Source organism: Enterococcus sp. DIV1328a (genome assembly GCF_050536905.1).
GTDB classification, from domain to species: Bacteria; Bacillota; Bacilli; order Lactobacillales; family Enterococcaceae; genus Enterococcus; species Enterococcus faecalis.
In genome coordinates this window covers 2200963-2221292 of record NZ_CP172912.1, presented here as the reverse complement: position 1 = coordinate 2221292, position 20330 = coordinate 2200963, and the positions used below count along the sequence as shown (strand labels likewise).

Genomic DNA, 20330 nt, shown 5'->3' with positions numbered 1-20330 from the left:
GAAAAAATGAAAAAAAGTCAAGCTGTTCAATTAATTCAGGAACTTTCAAATGCTAATGGTGTTTCAGGCTTTGAAACAGAAGTCGTTAGAATCCTTCAACACGCAACTGCGGATTTTACTATTCAACGGCTAGATTCCATTAAAAATTTATATCTTGAGAAGAAAAATAATCTAAGTGAAGGTCCAGTAGTGCTTTTTGATGCTCATAGTGACGAAGTGGGTTTTATGATTCAAGCAATTAAAGAAAACGGCTTGTTGCGTTTTCTTCCGTTAGGTGGCTGGGTCCCAAATACGATTTCTGCACAAAAAGTTCGGATTCGTAACCGGGAAGGTACCTATCTGCCAGGCGTAGTTACTAGTCGGCCCCCTCATTTTATGACACCAGAGGAACGACAGCGGCCATTAACCATTGCTGATTTGACGATCGACATTGGTGCTACCTCAAAAGAAGAAGTAATTGAAACGTACAAAATCGATCTTGGTGCACCGGTCATTCCAGATGTGACGTGCTGTTACAACGAACAGACAGATCTTTTTTTAGGAAAAGCTTTTGATTGTCGCATTGGCTGTGCTTGCTTAGTGGATGTCATGGAGGAGTTGAAAGAAGAGACGCTTCCATTCAAGTTAGTTGCGACAGTAACTGCACAAGAAGAAGTTGGCGAAAGAGGAGCACTTATTGCCGCAAAGCAAGTCAATCCTGATTTAGCTATTGTTTTCGAAGGCTGCCCGGCTGATGATACGGCAGAAACGCCAGAGATGATTCAATCAGCAATGGGAAAAGGACCGATGTTACGTTATTTTGATGTTTCTATGATTACGAATCCGGAATTTCAAGAGTATGCACTAGAGATTGCTAAAATACACAAAATTCCTGTTCAAGTTTCTGTTCGAAGTGGTGGTGGAACCAATGGCATGGCGATTACACAAGTTCAAGGAGCCCCGACGATTGTTGTAGGAATTCCTGTCCGTTACGCTCACACACCCCATTGCTATGTGGACTTTCAAGATTACCAAGCGGCGAAAGAATTAGTCATTCAATTAATCAAAAATTTAGATGCTGACAAAATTCAAGCACTGGTTCAGCCATTGTCAAAGGAGTGGAACAAATGAAGATTTATGTATCATGCGATATTGAAGGATTAGCAGGTATTGCGACATTTGATATGGAAAAAGAAGACACCGTTTTATTCCGAGAATTATATCACCAACATGTGGCTTGGTTGATTGAAGGGATTCAAAAGAGTGCCAAAAATGAACAAATTACAGAAATTACTATTGCCGATTCGCATAGCCGTGGATTGAATTTAGCTTATGCGCGCTTGGCAGAAATGGATGAACGAATTTCCTTAGTGAGCGGCTTTCCTCGCATGGATTATATGATGAGTGGCTTGGATAGTAGCTATGATGTGGTCTTTTTCTTAGGTTATCATGCCGGTATTGGTAAACAAAAAGGGAATATGGATCATGGGTATAGCGCTAGTGTTGCTTATGATTTAAAAATAAACGACTTAGCGATGAATGAAACGACAATTAATGCAGCTTACGCTAGCGAATTAGGTGTCCCTGTTGGTTTAATTATCGGTGAATCAGGCTTAGAGGAACAACTTTTTCAAGAAAAAATGATGTCCAAAGTTCCCTTTGTTTCCACCAAAGAATCTCTGGGACGTTATGCAATCAAAAATAGACCCATGCAACAAGTTCGGGAAGCTATCGTAGCAACTACAAGTCAGGTGTTAACTTCCTTTGCGTTGTCTGAATTACCCCGATATGCCTTGCAAACACCAGCAACTGTAAAATTGCAATGCGTGACGACAGCACAAGCAGATCGTATTGAAATGTTACCAATGATTAAACGCATTGATGGTAGAACTGTTTCATTTGTAGGTGAAACGATGAAAGATGTCATGAATGGAATTGTCGCTGTGGTTGGTTTAGGCGGAACAAGTTATTAAAGAAGAAGCTTACGGAAAAAACGAATGGACGTTTTTTTCTGTAAGCTTCTTGCAATAGTTATTTCTATTTTTGTTTCTCTAGAATTTCTTTGCTTAAACGTTGTGCAGTTGGTGTCACCGCAAGACCGCCTTCAGCGGTTTCCTTGAAAATTTGTGGCATTTGGCGACCCACTTGGTACATTGCGTGGATGACTTCATCTGGTGGAATGACACTTCGAATCCCCGCTAAAGCCATGTCAGCTGAGATGAAGGCTTGAGAAGAACCTAATGCATTTCGCTTCACGCAAGGGACTTCAACAAGTCCTGCAACAGGATCACAAATGAGGCCCATCATATTTTTTATCGTAATAGCCACAGCTTGAGCAGATTGATCAGGCGTACCGCCAGAAGCCGCAACTAAAGCGGCACTGGCCATTGCACTAGCAGAGCCGACTTCAGCTTGACAACCACCTTCGGCACCACTGATTGAGGCATTATTGGCAATCACTAAGCCAAAAGCCCCAGCTGTAAATAGAAAATCCAATTGTTGCTGATGCGTTAACTTTAAGCGATCAATAACTGCCAACAAGACGCCAGAAACTACTCCGGCACTGCCTGCGGTTGGTGTAGCACAAATCAAGCCCATTTTTGCATTAACTTCATTAACAGCAATCGCATTTCGCACGGCTTGTAAAATGGTCTCACCGCTTAAAAAGTTGCCTGAATGTATGTAATCATTTAAGCGGGTTGCATCGCCACCAGTTAGCCCTGTTACTGAGGTAACACCAGCGATTCCTTCAGCGACAGATTGTTTCATAACGGCTAGATTTTTTTCCATTGTTTCAATAATTCGTTCACGAGAATACCCGCCATGAGCCATTTCTGTTGCAATCATTAATTCGCTCACAGAAGGGTACTCTTTCGCTTGAGCTACCAAATCTTCAATTGAATAAAACATCGTATTACTCCTTTACGTTCATTTAGTCAAAATAGTTGACGCTATATATATGAGGGATTTCAGCTAATTGCATGACAATGTCACCGACTTCGGCTTGATCAACTTCAATAATCATAATCGCTTTTTCCCCTTTAGATTCTCGGGTAACGGTCATTGTACTAATATTGATATCGCTAGCTGAAAGGATGTTGGTCACCTTAGCAATCATGCCAGGAACATCTTGATGGACAACGATAAATGTTGGCGTGCCCATACTTAAAGACAATTTGAAGCCATTTAATTCAGAAATTTGAATGTTTCCACCACCAATTGAAATTCCTGTCACAGATAGTTTTCGGTCGCCAGAAGAAACCACAATTTTAACGGAATTAGGGTGGTCTGCTTTTTCACTTTTAGGAATAAAACAAACTTCCATTCCTTGTTCATAAGCAATTTCCAAAGAATTGGCTAGTTGCTCATCATCTGGTTCCATACCTAAAAGGCCGCCAACTAAGGCGATATCTGTTCCGTGACCACGATAAGTTTTAGCAAAAGACTCATATAAATAAATGTCAACGCTATCAGGTTGCTGTCCAAAAATACTCCGAACCACTTTTCCAATTCTTGCCGCTCCAGCTGTATGAGAACTGCTTGGACCAATCATAACAGGTCCGATAATATCAAAAACACTATTAAAGCGTAACTCTTCCATTTCAGCACCTTCTTCATTAGAATATGTTTTCATTGGAAGTCTAACACAAAAAATGGCGGGGAACTAGGCAATCGCTTGTGTTTTAGCGAATAATTTAAATTTTTATCAGAATGAAAGCAAGGGGCCTTCGTTGACAAATCAGTGAAGAGATGCTAAATTCTAGATAATAAAAGACGAAAAGAGGGATTCGTGCGTTGAAAATTTAAGTTAATTTTTTAGAGAAACTGTATAACTTTGCCTGATTATAACGGGTGGAGTGTGCGGATTTTCGGAAATTAGCTTAAAGAATTCAGCCACGGGTCTTTTTGTATACCTTGGATTGATGCCGCTGATTTCCGTAAAGCTGCATCAATTTTGCTTTATGGAGGTATATTTATGTCGAAAATTGAACTAAAACAACTATCTTTTGCCTATGATAATCAAGAAGCGTTGCTTTTTGATCAGGCAAATATCACGATGGATACCAATTGGAAATTAGGATTGATTGGCCGCAATGGCCGTGGGAAAACAACCTTATTAAGATTGTTACAAAAGCAGTTGGATTACCAAGGAGAGATTCTTCATCAAGTCGATTTCGTCTATTTTCCACAAACAGTTGCAGAAGAACAACAGCTCACTTATTATGTCTTACAAGAGGTGACTTCTTTTGAACAGTGGGAATTAGAACGAGAATTAACGCTTTTAAACGTTGATCCTGAAGTTTTATGGCGGCCCTTTTCTTCTTTATCAGGCGGCGAAAAGACGAAAGTTTTATTAGGTCTTCTTTTTATTGAAGAAAATGCCTTTCCTTTAATTGACGAGCCAACAAATCATTTAGATCTAGCTGGCAGACAACAAGTGGCTGAATATTTGAAGAAAAAGAAACACGGGTTTATTTTAGTCAGCCACGATCGGGCATTTGTTGATGAAGTGGTTGATCATATTTTGGCGATTGAAAAAAGTCAATTGACACTGTATCAAGGGAATTTTTCTATTTATGAAGAGCAAAAAAAATTAAGAGATGCTTTTGAACTAGCAGAAAATGAAAAAATCAAAAAAGAAGTCAATCGCTTGAAAGAAACCGCTCGTAAAAAAGCGGAATGGTCGATGAACCGTGAAGGTGATAAGTACGGCAACGCTAAGGAAAAAGGGAGCGGGGCGATTTTTGATACAGGAGCCATTGGTGCCCGGGCAGCGCGCGTAATGAAGCGCTCGAAACACATTCAACAACGCGCCGAAACACAATTAGCAGAAAAAGAAAAACTATTAAAAGATCTTGAGTATATTGATCCTTTGTCAATGGATTATCAACCAACGCATCACAAAACATTATTGACGGTGGAAGAGCTTCGTCTAGGCTACGAGAAAAATTGGCTATTTGCGCCACTTTCTTTTTCAATAAACGCGGGAGAAATTGTCGGAATAACAGGAAAAAATGGCTCAGGAAAATCGAGCTTAATTCAGTATTTATTGGATAATTTTTCTGGGGATTCAGAAGGCGAAGCCACTTTGGCTCACCAATTAACCATTTCTTATGTGCGCCAAGATTATGAAGACAATCAAGGAACTTTATCCGAATTTGCAGAGAAAAATCAGTTAGATTACACTCAATTTTTAAATAACTTACGAAAACTTGGGATGGAGCGTGCCGTTTTCACTAATCGAATTGAACAAATGAGTATGGGGCAACGGAAAAAAGTCGAAGTAGCCAAATCATTGTCTCAATCAGCAGAGCTTTATATTTGGGATGAACCCCTTAATTACTTGGATGTGTTTAATCATCAACAATTAGAAGCGCTAATCTTATCTGTGAAGCCTGCAATGCTAGTGATTGAGCATGATGCGCATTTCATGAAGAAAATAACGGATAAAAAAATTGTCTTGAAATCATAAAAACATCTTGAAAAAGTAAAGGGAATCCTGTATAGTAATAGGGTATGTTTTAAATGTACGTTGAGTGGGAGGGGAAATCTCAACCCCATTAACCACGCACGAGAACTTAAGGAGGTATTTTCGTGGCTAAAAAAGTAGAAAAAATCGTTAAATTACAAATTCCTGCGGGGAAAGCAACACCAGCTCCACCAGTAGGTCCAGCGTTAGGTCAAGCAGGTATCAACATCATGGGATTCACTAAAGAATTCAATGCTCGTACAGCTGACCAAGCAGGCTTAATTATTCCAGTAGTAATCTCTGTATATGAAGATCGTTCATTTACATTCATTACTAAAACACCACCTGCTGCAGTCTTATTGAAAAAAGCTGCAAAAATCGAAAAAGGTTCAGGTGAACCAAACAAAACTAAAGTTGCAACAGTTTCAAGCGATCAAGTGAAAGAAATCGCTGAACTTAAAATGGCAGACCTAAACGCCGCTGACGTTGAAGCAGCAATGCGCATGGTTGCAGGAACTGCACGAAGCATGGGTATCATCGTAGAATAATTTTTATTCCACACTTACTCAAAGAAGTAGCTTCTCAGTTCGTTTCATATTTAAAGATATGAAAGACGTGGGAGGTACAACCGTTATAACCACAATCAAGGAGGAAACAAAATGGCTAAAAAGAGCAAAAAAATGCAAGAAGCATTGAAAAAAGTTGATGCTACAAAAGCTTACTCAGTTGAAGAAGCAGTAGCTTTAGCAAAAGATACAAACATCGCGAAATTTGACGCAACAGTTGAAGTTGCTTACAAATTGAACGTTGACCCTAAAAAAGCAGACCAACAAATCCGTGGAGCAGTTGTGCTTCCAAACGGAACTGGTAAAACACAAACTGTTTTAGTATTCGCTAAAGGCGAAAAAGCTAAAGAAGCTGAAGCTGCTGGTGCAGATTTCGTAGGCGACGACGACATGGTTGCAAAAATCCAAGGTGGATGGTTCGACTTTGACGTAGTTGTTGCGACTCCTGACATGATGGCTACAGTTGGTAAATTAGGCCGTGTCTTAGGACCAAAAGGTTTAATGCCAAACCCTAAAACTGGTACTGTAACAATGGACGTTACAAAAGCTGTTGAAGAAGTTAAAGCTGGTAAAGTAACTTACCGCGTTGACAAAGCTGGTAACATCCACGTACCAATCGGTAAAGTTTCATTTGATAACGAAAAATTGGTTGAAAACTTCAACACAATTAACGACGTATTATTGAAAGCTAAACCATCAACTGCTAAAGGTCAATACATCAAAAACATTTCAGTAACAACAACATTTGGACCTGGAATCCACGTTGACCAAGCTTCTTTCTAATTTGAAAGAAAATAATTAAAAAATTCTTGACTCACTCACTTACCCTATGGTAAAGTGAGTGAGGTTAATAATTAACTGTACCGAAGACAGTAGGTGACGCAAGTCTTAATTTCCTACCGAGGACAATTGTTGAGTTATATACAATTCGGTCCCTCTATGTCTACGGTGGCATGGAGTTTTGTTGTTTTACACGACTTTTTGAAAAAAAGCCGATGTAAAACAATACTTGGCGAACGAAGTGAGCGAAGTTTCATTTGATTCTTCTACTTTACATAACGTAAACCAAGTCCAACTCCACCATCAAAATCAGGAGGTGAAATAAATGAGTGAAGCAGCAATCGCTAAAAAAGAAAGCCTAGTTCAAGCAGCCGCTGAGAAATTTGAATCAGCAGCATCAGTTGTAATCGTGGACTACCGTGGTTTAACAGTTGAAGAAGTCACTAACTTACGTAAACAATTACGTGAAGCAGGCGTAGAAATGAAAGTCATCAAAAACTCAATCCTTTCTCGTGCAGCTAAAAAAGTTGGTTTAGACGGCTTAGACGAAGTCTTTACAGGCCCAACTGCTGTCGCATTCAGCAACGACGATGTAGTAGCACCAGCTAAAATCATCGACGAATTTGCTAAAGATGCAAAAGCATTAGAAATCAAAGGTGGCGTCATCGAAGGAAAAGTTTCTTCAGTGGAACAAATTACTGCGTTGGCAAAACTACCAAACCGCGAAGGTTTACTATCTATGCTATTATCTGTATTACAAGCGCCAGTCCGCAACGTGGCTTACGCTGTCAAAGCAGTGGCAGAGAAAAACGAAGAAGTTGCTTAATTGCAGTCTAATTCAAACAAATAAAAAACAAACAATTTTAATTTAAATGGAGGAAATTCAAAATGGCATTAAACATTGAAAACATCGTTGCTGAGTTAGAAACAGCAACTATCTTAGAACTAAGCGAATTAGTTAAAGCTATCGAAGAAAAATTTGACGTATCAGCAGCAGCTCCTGTAGCAGTAGCTGGACCAGCAGCAGGTGGAGCAGCAGAAGAACAAACTGAATTCACTGTTGAATTAACAGCAGCTGGCGATCAAAAAGTTAAAGTTATCAAAGCAGTTCGTGAAGCAACTGGCTTAGGCTTGAAAGAAGCTAAAGCTGTAGTTGATGGCGCTCCTGCACCAGTTAAAGAAGCTGTTTCTAAAGAAGAAGCAGAAGCTTTAAAAGCTGCTTTAGAAGAAGTTGGCGCTTCAGTAACAGTAAAATAATTCATTCAACTTTTGAATGTTCGAGAACCCTTGTGTGGCAAGGGTTCTTTTTTATTAAGCTTTTAAATGGTGGTAAAGTTAGTGAATTGATTGTCAAAATAATCTTTTTGTTTAATAAAGATAAGCATTCATAGCTAAAGAGAAAATCCAGAGGATCTTAACCTCTGGATTTGATAATTTCTATAAGTTCTCGTTATCAATATTATTTGATAAAAAGCAAATTATTTAAATAATGATTGAATAGTAGGTCTATTTCTTTTTATTCTTTATAATGAATATACTAACTAAAGATAGTAAGATGATTCCAATGATGGTAAATAAAACTGATTTTTTTTCGCCAGTACTGGGAAATATCCCCTTTTTGTGCTCAGTTGAACTTGATGTAGTAGCTTTCTTCGTACTGCTTGTAGTTGTTTGTAATGTAGATTCTGTATTAGTAGTATCCGAAGAAACACTTTCAGCACTTTGATTAATTGACGTATAATCGTTTGCTTTTATTTTATCTGCCATTGATGCTAAACCATAATCGCCACGAACATCAGATGGATAATTTTGGTTAGCGTAGTCTACCTTGACTTGATTAATTAAATCGATGAGTGTTTGATCGCTTAAATTATTTACAACATCACTATTTAAATCATATACATAAATTAACGAAAGTCGAATTTGAGGTAAATAATTTTTTAAGTCATCAATCGTTAATGTTGAGTAATCTGTAGAGTAGGAGTCCTCCGGTATAGGTTTCTCACCATATAATTTAGTAATCATTCTCGCTGTTCCACTGACGTCTTGGTTTACAAAATGAAACGAAACTTTTTTTGCGTAGTCCAGTTCGTCATCAGATAAACGATTTATCAAGGTTTCTGTTAAACCATACATACCTACGTAATTAAGAAGTGTTTGACGAAGCGATGGAAGTTCCTCGCTTTCAGCTGTAAGTGCTGTTGAATCAGTTGAAGCATTAATTGTTGTTGCTGAAGTTTCTTGAGTTAAAGAAGTAACTGTTGACTTTTCCACAGAAGCTTCATTAGCCGAATCTTCTGCCCATACATTAGAAACTGATAGTGTGGTAATCGAAACAAAACAAAAGAGTCCTAAAAACATTTTTTTCATTTTAATCATTCCTTTCGTTACTTATTGTAACATTTTTGAAATATTTTTGTAACAATTAAATATTAAGAAAAGCTTAAGAATATATACTAGGTGATAAAAAATATAAATTTTAAACTGTTAATCTATCAAAAAAACGATCCATAGAGAGCATTACATTAGTGTCAAAATATTTCAAAGGTGTTGGTTATAGAAGTACTGTATTCGCTTAATGGTAGTTTCGAGTAAATTAGTCATTATATAAAAGATTGACAAGTATGCTGCATAACGAAAACTTGTCAATCTTTTAAAAGGATAAAAATACAGATTTAAGAATAATGACAATTTATTTTAAGTCAAAAACTGTTGACGATATTGTCGAGGTGTCATCTCTTTTTTCTGGAAGAAAAATTTTGAAAAATAAGAAGGTGAAGAAAAACCTGCTTCAAAACTGATTTCCGTGATGGTTAAGGAACTTTTTCTTAACAGAGAACAGGCTTTTTGCAATTTTAAGTTTTGTACATAGATACTAGGATTTGTTTGTTCATAACGCTGAAACAGCTTAAATAAATAGCTACGATCAATGTTATACTCAGAAGCTAATTGACTAATTGAAAGATTGTTTGAAAAATTTTCGTGAATAGCCATTTTAATTTGGTTAAATAATTGTTGGCTTTGATTTTCGTGCTGTGTAACGGAATGATGCTCTAGATAATTCAACAATTGAAAGCTTTCACTTAAACTGCCAAAATGATTATGTTTCTTCGCTTCTTGGTAAATATTTTTAAATAAACTTTCTAATTTCTTATCAACAGTTCCTTTTAAAATACAATTTTCGGTAGTCAGACCTATTTTTTCTAAATACTGAGACGAAAGATCTCCAACAAAACCGACCCAATGATAGGTCCAAGGATTTTGCCGATTAGGATAATAAATATTGCGACAATTGGCTGGAATCATAAACAAATCACCAGCGGTAATGTGTTGTTTTTCCATAAAGGGTGTTGAAAAATAGCCTTCACCATCGCTACAATAATGCAAAACCCAATAATTAATAGGGGCAAACTCAGTTGGTTTTGTCGGACGGCATTTTTCATAGCCAGCTTCATAAAGATGAAATTCTTGGCTAATAGGTTGATCATTAATCAGGATGCTGACATTATTTGTAAAAACATTTTGCATGCTATCACCTCTTTATAAGAGTATGTAAAGGCTTTCTAAAAGTCAACATCTTTACAAGAAATAGGCAACATTTTTTATTTTTAAAAAACTGTAAGCGTTTTACAATGTGTGAGTACTAATTAATTTGATAAAGAGAGGATGTAGTAAAATGGCAACACATTCACGGGAACGATTAGGTTCTGTCGCATTGATGCTCATGACTTTTTCAGCGGTTTTTGCCTTTCCCAGCATTGTTAACAACAGTATTCAGATTGGCCTAGCAACTATTCCAGGCTATTTATTCGGCTCTATTTTTTACTTTTTACCATTTATTCTAATGATTGCAGAATTTGCTTCTGCTAATTCTGAAAATGAATCAGGTGTTCACAGTTGGTTGGAATCTGTGCTAGGACCTAAATGGGCATTTTTAGGCGCTTGGTCGTATTTCTTTGTCAACTTGTTTTTCTTCTGTTCATTACTACCGAATACATTGATTTATGGTTCATACGCTTTTTTAGGTCAAAACGTTTTTCAAGGAAACCATAGTACTAAAATAATTGCAGTGATTTCTATCCTGTTATTTTGGTTAATGACATGGGTTTGTATTAAAGGGGTTTCGTGGATTTCGAAAGTGACAAGCTTAGCGGGTGGTGCTCGTTTATTTATGGGCGTAGCTTTTGTGGTTTTAGCCTTTGTCGTCGTGTTTGGTTTTGGCAATGAGCCAGCACAAGAATTTACCACGACGTCAATTATGCCAACTTTTAATTGGACTTTTTTCATGACGATGGCGTGGATTTTACAAGCTGTTGGCGGTGGTGAAAGTATCGGCGTATACATTAAGGATGTTAAAGGCGGCAATAAAACGTTTGTCCGCACGATGATTGGTGCAACGATTGCGGTCGGTATCATGTATATTCTTGGTGCCGTTGCTGTAGGTTTGGTAGTGCCAACGGACGTCTTAAAAGGAAATTTTTCAAATGGTATTTTTGATATCTTTAAAATTTTAGGTACGTATTTCCATATTCCCGCAGCAATGATGGTGCGCTTAGTAGGAATTATCTTATTTGTCGGAAGTCTTGGTTCTTTGGCTCTGTGGACGGCAGCACCAGTTAAAGTATTTTTCTCAGAAATTCCTGATGGGGTCTTCGGTAAGTGGCTAGTGAAAACGAACGAAGAGGGAAATCCAACCAATGCTTTGTTAGTTCAAGGAATTATTGTGACGATTTTAGTTGCCATTCCAGCATTAGGAATTGGAAATATGGATAGCTTTTTAGAAACGTTAATTAATATGACAGCTTCTACGTCATTAGTGCCTGTCTTGTTCTTGTTAATCGCCTATATTGGGCTTCGTTGGAAAAAAGAAACAATGCCGAGAAGTTTCCGCTTTGGTAATCGAACCTTTGGCTTAATTGCGGGAATTTTCTTATTAGCCATTTTTATCTTTGTATTCTTTATGTCAACTGTGCCGGATCCAAAATTAATCATGGAAGAAATCAATGGCACGTTACCGAAAGGAACCGCTAGTCCACTGGGCATGTTGGCGTATAACATTATTGGGTTAATTGTCTTTATGGGCTTTGCTTGGATTTGTTGGAAACGATATGAAACAAAAGAAAAAAATGAAGTTGGTAAAGGAGAAATGGATTATGAAGACTTGGGAAAATTATAAAGTAGATAGTATTAATCGGTTGCCTGGACGAGCACACTTTTCGAGCTTTCCCTCGAAAGAAACAGCCTTACTAAATGAAAATAAATATACACAAGCATACAAAAATTTAAATGGACGCTGGCATTTTCTTTTTTTAGAAGCGCCAGAATACAGCCCAGAAAACTTTTTTGCGACGGATTTTGATACAAGCCAAATGGATCAAATCACTGTTCCTGGAAATTGGCAAGTCCAAGGATATGGCAAAATGCATTACTCTGATTTATGGTACAATTTTCCCATTAATCCGCCGTATGTACCAACAGAAAACCCAACAGGTATTTACAAACGAACATTTGCTATAGATGAAACATTTTACGATAAAAAAATCATTTTACGTTTTTGTGGCGTAGATTCAGCTTATCATGTTTGGGTGAACGGCCATGAAGTTGGCTACAGTAAAGGTGCACGAAATGAAGCAGAATTTGACATTACGCCTTACGCTAAAATTGGTGAAAAAAATGATTTAACGGTGCGAGTCTATCAATGGTCAGATGGTACGTATTTAGAGGATCAAGATATGTGGTGGTTAAGTGGTATTTTTCGTGATGTTGAATTACTCGGTGTACCAGAAAATGGGCTGGAAGATTTCTTTATTATTTCCGATTTAGATGATTCGTATCAAAATGGCCACTTGGCAATTACGGGTAAATTTTGGCAAGACAAAGGACAACAAGTTCAATTGGAGTTGATGGATCAGCAGGGAAAAACGGTTCTTAAAGAGACTGTCGCAGGAAATCAAGGTACGGTTGAATTTTCAGCAAGTTTACCGTCTGTCACTGCTTGGTCAGCTGAAAAACCATACTTGTATCAACTATTTATTACTGTTTTTTCTGAAGGGGAAGTCGTCGAAGTTATTCCGCAAAAAGTTGGTTTCAGAAATATTCATGTATCTGGTGAGACTTTCTTAGTCAATGGTGTGGCCATTAAACTAAAAGGAATGAATCGTCATGATTATAATCCGAAAAATGGTCGAGTGGTTAGTCGTGAAGAAATTGAAAAAGATATTCGTTTAATGAAACAATTTAATATTAATGCCATTCGAACCAGTCATTATCCAGCATCTGCTTATTTCTATGATTTATGCGATGAATATGGAATGTATGTGATTGATGAAACTGATTTGGAATGTCACGGCTTTGAATTAACTGGAGAATATGATTGGATTAGTAACGATCCAGAATGGGAAACGGCTTATGTTTCTCGGATGGTACGGATGATTCAACGGGATAAAAACCATCCATCAATTCTCTTTTGGTCGTTAGGAAATGAATCTGCGTTTGGTCATAACTTTATTGAAATGGCCCGTATTGCAAAAGAAATGGATCCAACACGTTTGGTTCATTATGAAGGTGATTTTGAGGCAGAGGTCACGGATGTCTATTCTACAATGTATACTTGGTTGGAACACCCAACTAGAGAATTACTGATGAATACGATTATTGAAAATTCAAAAAAACCGCATATTTTATGTGAATATTGTCATGCGATGGGGAATGGCCCTGGGAATTTAAAAGAATACCAAGAGCTATTTTATGCTCATGATAAATTACAAGGTGGCTTTATTTGGGAATGGTTTGACCATGGCATTGAATCTGTAACAGATAACGGTGAAGTTTATTATCGTTATGGCGGCGATTTCGGCGATGATCCAAGTAACAAAGATTTTTGTATTGATGGGATGTTGATGCCTGACCGTACGCCATCTCCTAGCTTGTATGAATACAAAAAAGTCATTGAACCCATTACAACTAGCGCTATTGACGTTCTGTCAGGTGAATTCTCATTATTGAGTCGGTTTGACTTTGAAAACTTGGCTATCTTTAAGCTGGTTTATACAATTACTGAAGATCAAACAGTGATTCAATCAGGGACAGTAGCAGTGCCAACAATTGCTGCTAGAGCAGAAGGAAGACTGCACTTACCTTATCATTTAGATTTTCCTAAAAAGGCAGGAGCCGCCTATTATTTAACTCTTTCATATCAATTGAAAGAAACGACCGCCTATGCATCTGCTGGTCATGAATTAGCTACCGCACAGTTTGAGTTGCCAATTGCAACACCAGGGATCGAGATCACACCAGTTGGCACGATGATGGCAAAGGAAATTGGCCCTCATTTATACATTGAAGGACCAAACTTTTCAATTAATTTTGATAAAGTGAAGGGCGCCTTAACGAATGTGACACGAGATGGTAAAAAATTATTGCATAGAGGGCCGAAATTTACATTTTGGCGGGCACCGATCAGTAATGATATGGAAATTATTGATGAAATGAAGAAGAAATATTTCTTACATTTAGAGCATGAAATTGTCCGTTCTTTTGAGTGGAAAAAAGTTGATGATTTTATCCAAGTCATCGTAAAAACAATTAACGGAACGACTAACAGTGCTTGGCATTATCAATGTACCTATCAGTATTTAATTGCACCAAATGGCGAAATTTTCTTCGACTTAAAAGGTAGTCCTGCCGGTAAAATTGAAAATGCGCCAGATATGTTACCACGTTTGGGTGTGACTCTCCATTTAGACAAGTCTCTATCAGAAGTAAAATATTTCGGTAAAGGGCCGAGAGAAAACTATGTAGATTCACAAGAAGCTGGTTTACTTGGCGTTTATGATGCTACAGTAGCGGAAATGTTCACTAATTATGTTGTTCCACAAGCCAATGGTAACCACATGGCGACTAAATGGTCCGCATTCACGGATGATCGTGGCCAAGGGGTAGTAGCAACAGCGGCTGATTCATATAATTTTAGTGTTTCTTATTTTGAAGAACAAGCGCTAGATGTTGCTAAGCATACCAATGAATTACAAGAAAGTGAGTATGTTGTTTTAAATATCGATTACAAACAAAACGCCCTAGGTAGCTACTCTTGTGGCCAGTGGCAATTAGAAAAATACCGGACTACGTTTGAAGAATTCCAATTGGCATTCCGCTTAACACCTTTTAATAATAAAGAGATTCAAGCAGCGGATGTCGCACATGAACGAGTAAAACGACCAACAATTTCTTAAATAAAAGCTCAGAACAGTGCACTTCGGTCTCCTGTTCTGAGTTTTTTTAATGAAATTATCAGAAATTATTGCTTTTTTTTCATGGAAACAAGCAAACTATTTTGTTATCTAATAAAAGTAGTCCATAATAGTAACATAGCGAATTATTCGCTAGATAAAGCATTTAGGAGGAATTATTTTATGCATACTTTATGGGTTTTAATCGTTGGTGCTGTTATCGGTGCTATCGCTGGCGCGCTTACAAGCAAAGGTCAATCAATGGGTTGGATTGCGAATATCGTTGCCGGTTTAGTTGGTTCATTTATCGGAGAAAAAATCTTAGGTAGCTGGGGTCCTCACGTAGCAGGTATGGCAATTGTGCCATCAATTATTGGGGCAGTAATTTTAGTTGCTGTGGTTTCATTCTTCTTCGGACGAAAAAATAGCTAATTAAGTAAATAATTGTTTAATTAGTTAAAGGCACCAAGTCTCACGAATTTCGTGAAACTTGGTGCCTTTTTTTATTTTCTCGTTAATTTTACGACAACTTCACAACGAGCGGTTTGTGGAAACATATCAACAGATTGTAAATAGTCTACTTGATATACTTTGGCTAATTGAACTAAATCACGTGCTAACGTGGATACATTACAAGAAATATACACCATTTTCTTAGGTGGTTGTTTCAAAAGGGCCGTTAATAATTTACGATCCAAACCAGTCCGTGGGGGATCAACTACAATGGCATCAGGTTTAAAGCCTTCTTTGAACCATTTAGGTAATAAGTCTTCAGCTGTTCCAACAGCATAATGTGTGTTCGTAACACCAAGTCGTTTTGCATTGAATCTAGCATCGTCAATTGCGGCGGGAATGGTATCCATACCACGAACTTGATGCGCTTGTTTCGCTAAACTTAAGCCAATGGTCCCGACGCCACAATAAGCATCAACAACAGTTTCATTTGGTTGTAAATCTAAGGCCTTGATTCCTTCATTATATAAAACTTCCGTTTGTTCTGGATTCAATTGGAAAAATGCTCGCGGCGATAAATCAAAGACAACGTCGTTAATGTGTTCTTCAATGCTTTCTTTGCCCCATAAGTGAAGGGTATCATCACCCATTACTAGAGAGGTTTTTTTATTTTGGACATTTTGCATAATAGAAACAACTTCTGGTAATTGTTCATTAATTGCGCGAACCATTTTTTCTTTTTGTGGAAATTTCTGCGATTGTGTAATGAACACTACTTGGACTTCGCCAGTTTGGATGCCCACTCGAACCATTAATGTTCGAAAGATACCACTATTTTTACGTTCATCATAAATTGGTAATTGAAAGTCATTCAATAAATCAACTAATGTATTCATCACCTTGGTTGTCGCAGGCTGTTGGACCAAACAGTTATCAATCGGTACTAATTGATGTGAATCAGCTTGATAGAGACCAGCTTCTACTTGGCCATCGATTTGGCGTAATTGGAATTGGGCTTTATTTCGATAATTCCAAGGATTCTCCATCCCAATTGTTTTTCGTAGTTCATAGTTTTGATAATTGGCTGGTTTAAATTTGTTAAGCGCCTGCTTTAATAAATCTTTTTTAAAGTCTAATTGTGCTTTGTAGGCTAAATGTTGTAGTTGGCAGCCGCCACATGTTTCATAGACAGGACAAGGAGGGACCACGCGATCTTTAGCAGCTTTTTTGACAGATTGAAGGGTTCCTTCAGCAAATTTTGGTGTAACATTTGTGATCGTGGCAGTCACTTCTTCTTTCGGTAGCGCCCCAGGAACGAAAATAATTAATTTTTTATAATAGCCGATACCTTCGCCATTAATTCCTAATCGTTTAATTTTTAAAGAAATTTGTTGGCCTTTTTTTACTAGTTGTTGGGTCATATTCTTTCATCCTTTAGTCATCTCACATTTTTCACTTCCTCCCATTTTAGCACATTTTTATTTATTTGGCTTCCAAGGATTCTATGGTATAGTAGAATATATGTTCTGATTTAGAGGGGCAGGAGAATAAGATGACAACAATCACACGAATTAGTAAAGATAAAGGTGAATTTTATCTACTTTGGCTATCTTCAGGCGAAAAACTGCGTGTCTCGGAAGATATTTTAGTACGGCAGCGTCTGCTAAAAGGCCAAGAGTTATCAGATACTTTAATAGAAGAAATAAAAAAAGCCAGTTCTTATGATGTCGGGTTACAAATGGCGATGAATTATTTAAGCTATCAATTACGTTCAAAGAAAGAGATTTTTACTTATTTAAAAGAGAAAGAAATTGTACCTGAAGATCGAGTAAAAATCGTTCAACGTTTAGAAGAGCTGCGGTTGTTGGATGATGCAATTTTTAGTGAAAGTTACGTACGGACAGCTATGCGAACCAGTGATAAAGGACCACGAAATGTGGCACAACAATTAAAGCAAAAAGGCATTAGTGAAGAAGATATTCAGCATGGCTTGACCTTTTATACGTTAGATGAACAGCTTAATGTTGCCATAGCAACTGCAGAAAAGGCCATGAAACGCTATCGAACTAAAAGTTTTAAAGATGCACTACAGAAAACGCGTCTGCATCTGATGCAAAAGGGCTTTACAAATGAAATCATTGATCTAGCTTTGGAATCTTTAGCTTTTGAAAAGGACGAAGAACAAGAACAACAAGCGTTAAACAAGGAAGGCGAACGTTTATGGCGTGCCAATCAGCGATTTGATTTTTCTAAAAAAGTCCAAAAAGTCAAACAAAGCTTATTCCAAAAAGGGTTTGACTATGATTTGATTCAGCAATTTATTAGCGAAAAGGAAGTAGAACATGACGAATAAAGAGCCTTGGGAGGCGTGGAGTCCCGCAAAAGTTAGTTCATTCCAGGAAGATTTTTTAGCTTGGTATGAACGAGAAAAACGCAATTTACCTTGGCGAGCGAATACAGATGCGTATCGTATTTGGATTTCTGAAATTATGCTACAACAAACTCGCGTAGATACAGTCATTGATTATTTTTATCGATTTATGGAATGGTTTCCGACGATTCAAGATTTAGCGGAAGCGCCAGATGATAAGTTGTTGAAAGCTTGGGAAGGGTTAGGTTACTATTCACGAGCGCGTAATTTAAAAGTGGCAGCGCAACAGATTGTTTCAGAATTTGGTGGGAAAATGCCTGACACAATCGAAGATATTCGGAGTTTAAAAGGAATCGGCCCCTATACGGCTGGTGCGATTGGCAGTATTGCCTTTAATTTACCCGAACCAGCAATTGACGGTAACGTCATGCGGGTAGTGAGCCGTTTATTTGAAATTGATGCAGATATTGCAAAAGCGAGTAGTCGTAAAGTATTTGAAGCGGCGATGCTTAAAATCATCGATCGTGAGCGTCCAGGGGATTTTAATCAAGCCTTAATGGATCTAGGCTCAGCCGTCTGCACCCCAACTTCACCTAAGTGTGAAAGCTGTCCGCTTCAGCAATATTGTGCGGCCTATCAGGCAGATAAAATGACCGCTTATCCAGTCAAATCAAAAAAAGTTAAGCCGAAAGATGTGTATTATGTCGGCACTATTATTGAAAATAAAAAGCAAGAATTTTTATTAGAACAACGCCCTGAAACCGGTTTGTTAGCCAATATGTGGCTGTTTCCGATTGAAGAAATTAGCAAAAAACAATTTCAACAATTGCAAAAAATGGCGCAACCAGTAGAAACGGAAAAACAATTAACTTTAGAGTTAGAGCCTGTAACAGAGCCTTTGGTCGCTGAAGAACCTGTCAGCTTTTTTACGGACTATGAAACAGTTGTCTGGCAAAAACGTGCCTTAGGCGAAGTCGTTCATATTTTCAGTCATTTAAAATGGCATATCTTAGTCTTTTATGGCCGAAATACAGGCGAATTAGCCACACTAGAGTCGCAGCGATGGGTAGCAGCACAACAATTTTCGGACTATGTTTTTCCAAAACCACAGCAAAAAATGGTGGAATTGTTCAAAAAAGAACACAAAAATAAATAACAAAAAAGAGAGACTTTTAAACAAACAAGCCCCTCTTTTTTGTTTCCTCTAGGTTATACCCCTATATAAATTCTGCTATGTTTAGTTTTGAAAGGGACTGGTAAGATAGACTTGTCTCTTGTCTGCTTAGAGGAGTAGTAATGATGGTGGAGACTTTTCAAGAGAGAGGAAGTACAGCCAATGAGTAGGAAGCGAAAAATCAGCTTAATTAGTTTAGTCATCATTTTGTTTTTTGTCACAGTCGGCTCAGCATACTTTGCTGTAGCGGGTAGTTATTTAAAGAAAACGATTGATAAAGGCTATGTCCCCATAAAAAATGATTATACTGAAGCGCAAAATAAAGATAGTCAATCGTTTTTGGTCATGGGTCTAGACAATACAATTGAACGGAAATTAGGCACAACTAGGACTGATGCTATGATGGTGATTACCGTGAATAACAAGACGAAGAAAATAACCTATTTAAGTTTGCCACGGGATAGTTTTGTGCAAATTGATGCGAAAAATTACCAAGGGATGCAGCGAATTGAAGCCGCCTATACCTACGATGGACCAACAGCTTCTGTTAACACCGTTGAGAAATTATTGAATATTCCAATCAATCATTACGTTGTGTTTAACTTTTTATCTTTTATTAAGTTAATTGATGCAGTTGGCGGCATAGATGTCAATGTCAAGCAGGCGTTTGATGGTGTCACCAAAGACGGGCCAGGATCCATTCATTTTGATGCAGGGAAACAGCATTTAGATGGTACGAAAGCTTTATCTTATGCCCGTGAAAGACATAGCGATAACGATATTATGCGTGGATTCCGACAACAAGAAATTATTCAAGCAGTTGAAGACAAGTTGAAATCTGGTCAATCAATCATGAAAATAATGGACATTATTGATTCGTTAAATGGAAACATTCAAACTGATGTGGATTCCAATGAATTGACTCATTTAGTCAAAGAAGGTTTGACTTGGACCAATTATGATAAACAACAGCTTTCTTTTGACTGGCGCACTTTTAGTAATGAAGGGCGCAGTATGGTTGAACTATATCCAGATAGTATTGAAAATGTCCGTCATCAATTACGTGTGTCTTTAAATTTAGAAAAGCCAGATGAACGAGATCAAGACGGCTATGTCTTCCATACGAACGGTGAATTTTTATATCAAAGTGATTATACCGTTCAAGATGAAGCAGCTGAGGAAAACGAAATGACTTCTATCAACGGCAATACGTATATTGGTGTTCCTGGCAATACACAGACTGGCCCGTTGCCATCAGTTAAAACGGAAAATGGCTTTATAAAATAATTTATTTTCCAAGTGTAGAAAA

At 37.7% G+C, this 20330-nt stretch carries 18 protein-coding genes and 1 other annotated feature; of the genes, 13 read left to right on the top strand and 5 right to left on the bottom strand.

Features of this window, described 5'->3' with window-relative positions; genetic code table 11:
• Positions 1–6: 6 nt before the first annotated feature.
• Both IGL93_RS10585 and IGL93_RS10580 read left to right on the top strand, forming a co-directional pair.
• Positions 7–1110 (top strand): M42 family metallopeptidase, encoded by a 1104-nt coding sequence (locus IGL93_RS10585; protein WP_002397881.1) that lies wholly within the window; start codon positions 7–9, stop codon positions 1108–1110.
• Positions 1107–1952, top strand: coding sequence for a M55 family metallopeptidase (locus tag IGL93_RS10580; protein WP_002362310.1), 846 nt, complete (start codon positions 1107–1109; stop codon positions 1950–1952). The genes IGL93_RS10585 and IGL93_RS10580 overlap by 4 nt, the downstream gene beginning before the upstream one ends.
• Before the next feature lie 64 nt (positions 1953–2016).
• Here IGL93_RS10580 and sdaAA read toward each other — a convergent pair whose 3' ends face one another.
• Both sdaAA and sdaAB read right to left on the bottom strand, forming a co-directional pair.
• Positions 2017–2889 carry an L-serine ammonia-lyase, iron-sulfur-dependent, subunit alpha gene (gene sdaAA / locus IGL93_RS10575; protein WP_002367199.1) on the bottom strand — a complete coding sequence of 291 codons (873 nt, stop codon included), beginning with the start codon at positions 2887–2889 and terminating at the stop codon, positions 2017–2019.
• Between the two features lie 22 nt (positions 2890–2911).
• Positions 2912–3580, bottom strand: a complete 669-nt coding sequence (sdaAB, locus tag IGL93_RS10570) for an L-serine ammonia-lyase, iron-sulfur-dependent subunit beta (RefSeq protein ID WP_002414070.1) — start codon at positions 3578–3580, stop codon at positions 2912–2914.
• 375 nt (positions 3581–3955) lie between these two features.
• Here sdaAB and lsa(A) point away from each other — a divergent pair, with 375 nt between their 5' ends.
• From lsa(A) to rplL, 5 genes are all read left to right on the top strand, one after another.
• Positions 3956–5452, top strand: a complete 1497-nt coding sequence (gene lsa(A), locus IGL93_RS10565; RefSeq protein WP_010776056.1) for an ABC-F type ribosomal protection protein Lsa(A) — start codon at positions 3956–3958, stop codon at positions 5450–5452.
• Between the two features lie 122 nt (positions 5453–5574).
• Complete coding sequence (gene rplK / locus IGL93_RS10560) at positions 5575–5997, top strand: 50S ribosomal protein L11 (protein WP_002356424.1); 423 nt, start codon at positions 5575–5577, stop codon at positions 5995–5997.
• A 111-nt stretch (positions 5998–6108) separates the two neighbouring features.
• Positions 6109–6798: a 50S ribosomal protein L1 gene (gene rplA, locus IGL93_RS10555; protein ID WP_002356425.1), complete on the top strand. Its 690-nt coding sequence runs from the start codon at positions 6109–6111 to the stop codon at positions 6796–6798.
• 62 nt (positions 6799–6860) lie between these two features.
• Positions 6861–6990, top strand: a sequence feature (ribosomal protein L10 leader region).
• A 130-nt stretch (positions 6991–7120) separates the two neighbouring features.
• The gene (rplJ, locus tag IGL93_RS10550) at positions 7121–7621 is read left to right on the top strand and encodes a 50S ribosomal protein L10 (RefSeq protein WP_002388423.1); all 501 of its coding nucleotides are present in this window, start codon (positions 7121–7123) and stop codon (positions 7619–7621) included.
• A gap of 62 nt (positions 7622–7683) precedes the next feature.
• Positions 7684–8052, top strand: coding sequence for a 50S ribosomal protein L7/L12 (rplL, locus tag IGL93_RS10545; protein ID WP_002356427.1), 369 nt, complete (start codon positions 7684–7686; stop codon positions 8050–8052).
• A 249-nt stretch (positions 8053–8301) separates the two neighbouring features.
• Here rplL and IGL93_RS10540 read toward each other — a convergent pair whose 3' ends face one another.
• Both IGL93_RS10540 and IGL93_RS10535 read right to left on the bottom strand, forming a co-directional pair.
• Positions 8302–9174, bottom strand: a complete 873-nt coding sequence (locus tag IGL93_RS10540; protein ID WP_025192003.1) for an LPXTG cell wall anchor domain-containing protein — start codon at positions 9172–9174, stop codon at positions 8302–8304.
• A gap of 318 nt (positions 9175–9492) precedes the next feature.
• Entirely contained in the window at positions 9493–10323 is an 831-nt protein-coding gene (locus tag IGL93_RS10535; protein ID WP_002356429.1) for an AraC family transcriptional regulator, read from the bottom strand.
• A 148-nt stretch (positions 10324–10471) separates the two neighbouring features.
• On the opposite strand from IGL93_RS10535, the gene IGL93_RS10530 reads away from it, so the two are divergent.
• The 3 genes from IGL93_RS10530 to IGL93_RS10520 all read left to right on the top strand — a co-directional run bounded on the left by IGL93_RS10530 (position 10472) and on the right by IGL93_RS10520 (position 15455).
• Entirely contained in the window at positions 10472–11971 is a 1500-nt protein-coding gene (locus IGL93_RS10530; protein WP_002359464.1) for an amino acid permease, read from the top strand.
• On the top strand, positions 11904–15026 hold the full coding sequence (gene ebgA / locus IGL93_RS10525; RefSeq protein ID WP_284954678.1) for a beta-galactosidase subunit alpha: 3123 nt from the start codon (positions 11904–11906) through the stop codon (positions 15024–15026). Before IGL93_RS10530 ends, ebgA begins: the two co-directional genes overlap by 68 nt.
• A gap of 180 nt (positions 15027–15206) precedes the next feature.
• A complete protein-coding gene (locus IGL93_RS10520; RefSeq protein WP_002356434.1) occupies positions 15207–15455 on the top strand; it encodes a GlsB/YeaQ/YmgE family stress response membrane protein in 249 nt (82 codons plus the stop codon).
• Positions 15456–15526: 71 nt separating this feature from the next.
• Here the strand turns inward: IGL93_RS10520 and rlmD are convergent, their stop codons facing one another.
• Positions 15527–16897: a 23S rRNA (uracil(1939)-C(5))-methyltransferase RlmD gene (gene rlmD / locus IGL93_RS10515; protein ID WP_002359466.1), complete on the bottom strand. Its 1371-nt coding sequence runs from the start codon at positions 16895–16897 to the stop codon at positions 15527–15529.
• 131 nt (positions 16898–17028) lie between these two features.
• Here rlmD and recX point away from each other — a divergent pair, with 131 nt between their 5' ends.
• The 3 genes from recX to IGL93_RS10500 all read left to right on the top strand — a co-directional run bounded on the left by recX (position 17029) and on the right by IGL93_RS10500 (position 20308).
• On the top strand, positions 17029–17829 hold the full coding sequence (gene recX, locus IGL93_RS10510) for a recombination regulator RecX (RefSeq protein ID WP_010713146.1): 801 nt from the start codon (positions 17029–17031) through the stop codon (positions 17827–17829).
• Positions 17819–19003 carry an A/G-specific adenine glycosylase gene (gene mutY / locus IGL93_RS10505; protein WP_010776054.1) on the top strand — a complete coding sequence of 395 codons (1185 nt, stop codon included), beginning with the start codon at positions 17819–17821 and terminating at the stop codon, positions 19001–19003. Before recX ends, mutY begins: the two co-directional genes overlap by 11 nt.
• Before the next feature lie 180 nt (positions 19004–19183).
• Positions 19184–20308: an LCP family protein gene (locus tag IGL93_RS10500; protein ID WP_002368824.1), complete on the top strand. Its 1125-nt coding sequence runs from the start codon at positions 19184–19186 to the stop codon at positions 20306–20308.
• Positions 20309–20330: the final 22 nt, after the last annotated feature.